This is a genomic window from Paraburkholderia xenovorans, assembly GCF_046030735.1.
In the GTDB taxonomy this organism is placed as follows: Bacteria; Pseudomonadota; Gammaproteobacteria; order Burkholderiales; family Burkholderiaceae; genus Paraburkholderia; species Paraburkholderia xenovorans_A.
Genome location: NZ_JAQQBV010000080.1, coordinates 1 through 5334 on the forward strand (window position 1 = coordinate 1; position 5334 = coordinate 5334).

Consider the following 5334-nt stretch of genomic DNA (forward strand, 5'->3'; position numbering starts at 1 on the left):
CTGGGGAAGACGCGCGAGTACCTGTTTGACGCCAAGCTGGATGCGGCTGTCCGCATTCGCGCAGTGAGCGAATGCGCCGCACGAACAGCCCTTCGTACAAAGCTTGATGCCGCAAGCGCAAACGTTGGTGAGATTCTCGGGCAGATCATCGTCTGCGAAGTAAGCATGAACGATGAGCCGCACTTGGCCGAAGTCGATGGCGAGGAACATGTCCCAGCTGGCAAGCTGGAAAGCCCATCGCGGGACATGTAATCGAGCCGCAATCCACAGCCCGCCTTCTGACTCCAGAAGGCCGGCTTTTTTACGCCTGTAATTTCGTCATTTTCCGAGGACACGAAATAGCACGGGCTGCACACGCGCGTTTTGGACCCGATGGCCTCAAAATTCCTCGGAATACGCTCAGCATGCGTGCGCATTCCAGGTCGGGGCAAAGATTCAAGCGGTAGCGCTGCTCTGCCGTTAATTCATATGGTGGGAGCTTGCCGCTTGACCGGCGTGGCCTAGTGGACTAATATGGGCTTAGTCCACTAGGAGCGATTATGCAGACAGTCAATATTCATGAGGCGAAGACCCAGTTTTCGCGGCTGGTCGATGCCGCAGCCAGCGGTGAGGAAATCGTCATCGCTAAGGCCGGCAAGCCGGCCGCCCGACTGGTGCCGATGGAGCGGGCGAAGGTCACGCGCCGTTTCGGCGGCCTCAAGGGCAAGGTCCGTATTGCGGACGACTTCGATGCCCCGCTTCCCGATGATGTGATTGCAGCATTCGAGGGTCGTTGATGCGCCTGCTTCTCGATACACACGTCTATCTCTGGTCGGTCATGGATGACCGCAAGCTGACCAAAGCGGCACGCAAGCTGATTCTGGAAGCTGACGAAGTATATGTAAGCAGCGCGAGCATCTGGGAGGCTTCGATCAAGGTCGGGCTCGGCAAACTTGAGGCCGACGTCGATATGCTTGTCTCGGAGATTGAAGCCAGCGGATTCATGGAACTGCCGGTGCGGGCCGTTCACGCTGCATTGGTTCGCAATCTGCCTGACATTCACCGCGACCCGTTTGACCGGCTTCTGGTTGCGCAGGCATTGTCGGAGCCGTTGCGGTTGATCACATCGGATGGTCATCTGTCGAAGTACACCGATCTCGTTATCACTGTGTAGGAAAAGCAATTTGGCGCTGACGCGCCCCGCTCCGGCCGGCCGCCGCGAAAACAAACGAGAAATCTATGAGCAGCCCAGTAATCTTTATCTCTCTCGAAACGATCAGTGATTCACTCACTAAACAAGGAAACCCACCGGTCTTCGAAGCCAGCATTATCGCGTTACTTAATGGCGGCTACGCGGTCGGACTCGGTAGCGAAGCCGCGCCCACAAAGGTATTCGACGAGGCCGACGAATTCGCGGCGTGGTTTAATAATCTGCGCGTGAGTATCGAGAACCCGTAAGCTTTGCCCGGCGCCTACCGTCGCAAGGCGAAGGCGCCAACAAAATGGAAAAGATAGGAAAGCTGAAAAAATGAACACTTTAACGATAAAAGATGGATCAGGCCAGACGGTATCTTTCAAGGCGAGGGTGATGCCTGGAACTCCGCCTGAAATGGGGACACTATATGTCCTTCTCCAGGACGATGGAACCGATAACGGTAAGCCCAACCCTAAACAGGTGGTGCTGACCGATGGGAGCAATAAAAAGTTCGTCTTCTTCGATTGCATTGAAGTCGTCAATTTTAAGGCGTTTGCTTTTACCTTTTTGGATCGGAAGCGATTGGACGAAATAGGCGAGTTTGTTTCGTTTCCTTAAAAAACTGGAAAACAAGGGGCAATAGAGCCTGACGCAAGACAACAATCCCAATGCGGTTGCCGATGACCTCGCAAACCGCTTGATGAAGCTACATGGCGATCTGGAAGATCGTGGGGACCGGGGCACAGATTGGTCGCTCGCGCGTTCGTTGGAGGATCGCGTCGGCTCTTACCAGCCGGTCACAGGAGATTTCGATCGTGCTGAACAGTTGCTGAAGAAGCACGGCTACTGATCGGAAAAGCCGGCGCTGCCAGCGCCGAGAACAACTGGAAGACTACTTATGCCAAAGCGAGAAACGTTTAGCTCCCCCATCGAATGCAAGCGTTGCGGCAAGACGGGAAGAGCGACTTGGGAGGAAAACGAAAATCCGGTCCATGGCGATGGCCTTGATCGCGAGCTCAAGGAATTGGATGCCGGATTTCACCCTGGTAAAGGTCAGGATTTGTCCGGTGACGTAGCAATTATTTGCGACGACTGCAAGATTCCGGTGAGTTGATGGGAAAAGACAGGAGATCTCGACCATGTACCAAAAGCAGATGGAGTCGATCGCGGAATGCCTGGAACTCGTCGCCGAGAGCTACGACGGGCACGAACAGGACGTGCTGAAGGTCATCACCGAGTCCGAGGAAGCTCTGGAAGAGGAGCGCGAGGGGGCGATCGGCCCGTGGGAGCAACGCGAACTCGACTACGCCCGCATCGCCGTGCGTGACGGTTTTCTCCGACTCGCCCTGGTGGCTGCTGAGAAGGCTCTGATATCAAGTCAGCTACCGCGCGCCGAGTACGAATACGGGCTGAACTACGGCCGCGCGGAATAGATCACGGAAATGCGCTCGAACCAGTCGCGTAACAAGGAAAACGATGGCAAAGACAAGTGAAAACGCATTCGTGGTGTTGACCGCAAACTCCATTAACGAAATTGTCCGCCGCGGAGGCGTTGCATACTGGGTCGCGAACGCCGGGCGAGTGAGTGGATGCAAATATGTAATCGCCACACGCAATCGCAACGATCACCAAGATCCGCCCGAGGGGAACGAGGAGCACGGGGCAGCGTTCTTCGTCGGGGAAATCGGCGGAGGTATCTTCATGCTCCAGGAGCCTGGTTACGAAAAGCGCATCGTCGTCGGCGTGACGCGCTTCGCTAGAGTGAACAAGCCGGGCGTGTGGACGCCGCGTGGCAGTAATCCGGTGCGTTACGCGTCGACGAGCGACTTGCCGATCGACTTCCGTAGCCTCAAGTGGGAGCCTTGGCCGCGGGCTCGTGCCGCGCGTGGTCTCACCAAGGTCGTAGAACTCTAAGCAGCGATGCTATTCAAAGGAAAAGCCGGCGCTGCCGGCGAACAGGAAAACAAGCAAAGGAGAGACAGTTGAGCGCTACCCCAATGTCGCACGCCCATGTGCAACTGGTGAAGGCTGACGGCACGACGATCAATCTTGAATCCGTGGAATACTTCGGTGGCAGCGGCATGATTTGGCTTCGCGGGCAAAATTTTGAGCAGGGCAGTATTGTCGAAGTTTTTATTGATGGCGACCCGCACACCGTAAAGGCCATCGAGAACAAAGAGCAATTCTGCGAAATCCGCCTTGAGCGGGAATAGTCGCAGGCACCAGAAAAGGAGCCACCCATGTCAGCCTGCGAAGCTTGCTCAAAGGATGCGACGCCGCCGAATCTCGCACCGATTGGAAGACCTGTTGTGATCAGGACATCGGTCGGCCGTGGTCACGACCAGACCGAGCATACGTTCGTACAGTGCGCAGACTGCGGTTCAGTTTGGGTAAAGAATGTAGATAGCGGAGCTGGAGGGCATGGAATGTTTTGGAAGCGGCTGACCGCTGGCCTGTTTTAAAAGGGACAAGAGCAAAACGACAGAATGACCACCATTGAATTTCGCGGGCACAAGATAATGCCCGCGTTCTACGAAAACAGCGATATGCCAGAGCATTGGTTTACTGTTGCCATCGTCGAGTCGCCGGACGGGGAGAGTAAGCGAATAGTGCTGAATCCGACGCGAAGAATTCGGCAATCCGACTCCGATTCGGCTGCGGTCCACGAGGCAAAGCGACGTATCAGATCAAACAACCTTTAAGTCGGAAAAGCACGGCAAGGTTTCGCGCACACCAAACAGGAAAACAACGGGGCTTGTGATGTTCAGACTGATTGCGAAGGTTGCTGTGAAAGGCAAGCTGATGGAGGTGATGGAAACGCAAGTATCGGAAACCGAGGGCCTGCGCATGATCGCGGCGGCGTTAGCCGATGATTGCGCGTTGCCGAACAACGGCCAAGACATGGACGATGGCGAAGTCTGGATCGACATGCACGACGACGATGGAGATATCGTCTCAGGCGAACTTGCGTGCTTCCACAAGGCCGATGCGGCCGATGCTTTGCGTCTGCACTTCGGTGTGCCTGCGAGCGTCGTAGAGGACTGTCTGTTGAAGAGCAACGTCTTGGCGCACTACAACGATCATCTTGCGGCGGTGCGCTTCGCCGTTCGTGGCGCTAACTGAATCGGAAAAACAACCCGGCGCGCGAGCGTCCAGCAATCGGCGGCAGCCAGAAAAAAGGGTGTGTATGCTTGATCGGGGTGAGTACAGCGACATGGCAGATGCTTTAATCGTTGAAATCAGTGCTGCAAAAAGTAAGGCGTTGTGCAACGCGAGGCGGTTTGAACTTGGGGTCTTCGCTTGCTGGTGGGGAGCTTTGATTCTCGCCGCGACCGCGAGCGGACTCGGCTTGGTGTCTGCTGTCCCCGCAATCAAGGCGGCGTTGCACTTGGAGCCTTGGATGATCGGCGCGCTTTCATTGGGCGCGACAGGCCTCGAAGTCGTGCGGCGCAAAACAGGTTGGCGTGCGAAATCAAACGCGTTCTACGGATTCGACCAAAAGTGCATGCAGTTGCTTATGCGAATTCGATATGAAATGCCTAGGGAACTGAAGGCAGAGCATGTCTCGGCAATCTCCCGTGAATTCAGAGAGGCTGACGGCACGCGCGGGATGCGGCTCAGGAACCTCAATGACAGCGAAGTCGGAACGGCTACAGGCGGTTCGGCGAAGTGATCGGAAAAGGAGTTGCTAATGGATCACGACACGAACGAAACCAGAGCGGATAACGACTACGATTTGGTACGAGACGAAACCGGAAAACGGCTGTACCTCGTCAACGCGGAAGAAAGCGCCAAATGGAAGGCTGGTGACGGGCACAAGTCATGAGAGTCGTCAAATAGGAAAAGACGGAGGCACGGACAATGGGCGAGGCGAAACGGCGAGGCACGGAGGCAAAACGGGTCCAAGCGGCAATTCAACGGCGCGACCAAGAAGACTCAGCACCAAGGATCATTCCAAAGCTGGAGGTTGCGACGCTGCAGTTAGACATGGCAATCCGGCTCTTTCTGGAACGTGACTATGTGTCGTCGCTAACGTTGGCCGGCGCGGCGGAAGAGATCCTCGGGAAGCTGTCCAAGCGTGCGAAGCTGGATAACGCTGTCGATTTCGTGCTCAATTTCTACAAAGGTCAAACTGAGAAGGTGACCGAGCAAGAGGAAAG

At 55.6% G+C, this 5334-nt stretch carries 12 protein-coding genes and 1 pseudogene; all 13 read left to right on the plus strand.

The window, feature by feature from the left end:
* Nucleotides 1-252: pseudogene (locus PQQ51_RS33965) on the plus strand (hypothetical protein); the annotation flags it as partial.
* A gap of 287 nt (nucleotides 253-539) precedes the next feature.
* A complete protein-coding gene (locus PQQ51_RS33970; protein WP_025602117.1) occupies nucleotides 540-776 on the plus strand; it encodes a type II toxin-antitoxin system Phd/YefM family antitoxin in 237 nt (78 codons plus the stop codon).
* Nucleotides 776-1153 carry a type II toxin-antitoxin system VapC family toxin gene (locus PQQ51_RS33975; RefSeq protein WP_408501563.1) on the plus strand — a complete coding sequence of 126 codons (378 nt, stop codon included), beginning with the start codon at nucleotides 776-778 and terminating at the stop codon, nucleotides 1151-1153. Before PQQ51_RS33970 ends, PQQ51_RS33975 begins: the two co-directional genes overlap by 1 nt.
* Nucleotides 1154-1218: 65 nt before the next feature.
* Nucleotides 1219-1437 (plus strand): hypothetical protein, encoded by a 219-nt coding sequence (locus PQQ51_RS33980; RefSeq protein WP_408501564.1) that lies wholly within the window; start codon nucleotides 1219-1221, stop codon nucleotides 1435-1437.
* 70 nt (nucleotides 1438-1507) lie between these two features.
* The gene (locus PQQ51_RS33985; protein ID WP_408501565.1) at nucleotides 1508-1792 is read left to right on the plus strand and encodes a hypothetical protein; all 285 of its coding nucleotides are present in this window, start codon (nucleotides 1508-1510) and stop codon (nucleotides 1790-1792) included.
* 280 nt (nucleotides 1793-2072) lie between these two features.
* Nucleotides 2073-2288 (plus strand): hypothetical protein, encoded by a 216-nt coding sequence (locus tag PQQ51_RS33990; protein ID WP_408501566.1) that lies wholly within the window; start codon nucleotides 2073-2075, stop codon nucleotides 2286-2288.
* 25 nt (nucleotides 2289-2313) lie between these two features.
* Nucleotides 2314-2607: a hypothetical protein gene (locus PQQ51_RS33995; RefSeq protein ID WP_408501567.1), complete on the plus strand. Its 294-nt coding sequence runs from the start codon at nucleotides 2314-2316 to the stop codon at nucleotides 2605-2607.
* 268 nt (nucleotides 2608-2875) lie between these two features.
* Entirely contained in the window at nucleotides 2876-3088 is a 213-nt protein-coding gene (locus PQQ51_RS34000) for a hypothetical protein (protein WP_408501568.1), read from the plus strand.
* Nucleotides 3089-3156: 68 nt separating this feature from the next.
* On the plus strand, nucleotides 3157-3387 hold the full coding sequence (locus tag PQQ51_RS34005; protein ID WP_408501569.1) for a hypothetical protein: 231 nt from the start codon (nucleotides 3157-3159) through the stop codon (nucleotides 3385-3387).
* A gap of 547 nt (nucleotides 3388-3934) precedes the next feature.
* A complete protein-coding gene (locus PQQ51_RS34010) occupies nucleotides 3935-4297 on the plus strand; it encodes a hypothetical protein (protein ID WP_408501570.1) in 363 nt (120 codons plus the stop codon).
* 64 nt (nucleotides 4298-4361) lie between these two features.
* On the plus strand, nucleotides 4362-4847 hold the full coding sequence (locus tag PQQ51_RS34015) for a hypothetical protein (RefSeq protein WP_408501571.1): 486 nt from the start codon (nucleotides 4362-4364) through the stop codon (nucleotides 4845-4847).
* Nucleotides 4848-4865: 18 nt separating this feature from the next.
* Complete coding sequence (locus PQQ51_RS34020; protein ID WP_408501572.1) at nucleotides 4866-5000, plus strand: hypothetical protein; 135 nt, start codon at nucleotides 4866-4868, stop codon at nucleotides 4998-5000.
* Nucleotides 5001-5035: 35 nt separating this feature from the next.
* Nucleotides 5036-5334: hypothetical protein (locus tag PQQ51_RS34025; protein WP_408501573.1), on the plus strand; the 299-nt coding region annotated here is incomplete at its 3' end.

Excerpts from the sequence above, each read along its gene's own strand:
- PQQ51_RS33970 (WP_025602117.1), top strand. The coding sequence starts at position 540 with ATGCAGACAGTCAATATTCATGAGGCGAAGACCCAGTTTTCGCGGCTG.
- PQQ51_RS33975 (WP_408501563.1), top strand. The coding sequence starts at position 776 with ATGCGCCTGCTTCTCGATACACACGTCTATCTCTGGTCGGTCATGGAT.
- PQQ51_RS33980 (WP_408501564.1), top strand. The coding sequence starts at position 1,219 with ATGAGCAGCCCAGTAATCTTTATCTCTCTCGAAACGATCAGTGATTCA.
- PQQ51_RS33985 (WP_408501565.1), top strand. The coding sequence starts at position 1,508 with ATGAACACTTTAACGATAAAAGATGGATCAGGCCAGACGGTATCTTTC.
- PQQ51_RS33990 (WP_408501566.1), top strand. The coding sequence starts at position 2,073 with ATGCCAAAGCGAGAAACGTTTAGCTCCCCCATCGAATGCAAGCGTTGC.
- PQQ51_RS33995 (WP_408501567.1), top strand. The coding sequence starts at position 2,314 with ATGTACCAAAAGCAGATGGAGTCGATCGCGGAATGCCTGGAACTCGTC.
- PQQ51_RS34000 (WP_408501568.1), top strand. The coding sequence starts at position 2,876 with ATGCTCCAGGAGCCTGGTTACGAAAAGCGCATCGTCGTCGGCGTGACG.
- PQQ51_RS34010 (WP_408501570.1), top strand. The coding sequence starts at position 3,935 with ATGTTCAGACTGATTGCGAAGGTTGCTGTGAAAGGCAAGCTGATGGAG.
- PQQ51_RS34015 (WP_408501571.1), top strand. The coding sequence starts at position 4,362 with ATGCTTGATCGGGGTGAGTACAGCGACATGGCAGATGCTTTAATCGTT.
- PQQ51_RS34020 (WP_408501572.1), top strand. The coding sequence starts at position 4,866 with ATGGATCACGACACGAACGAAACCAGAGCGGATAACGACTACGATTTG.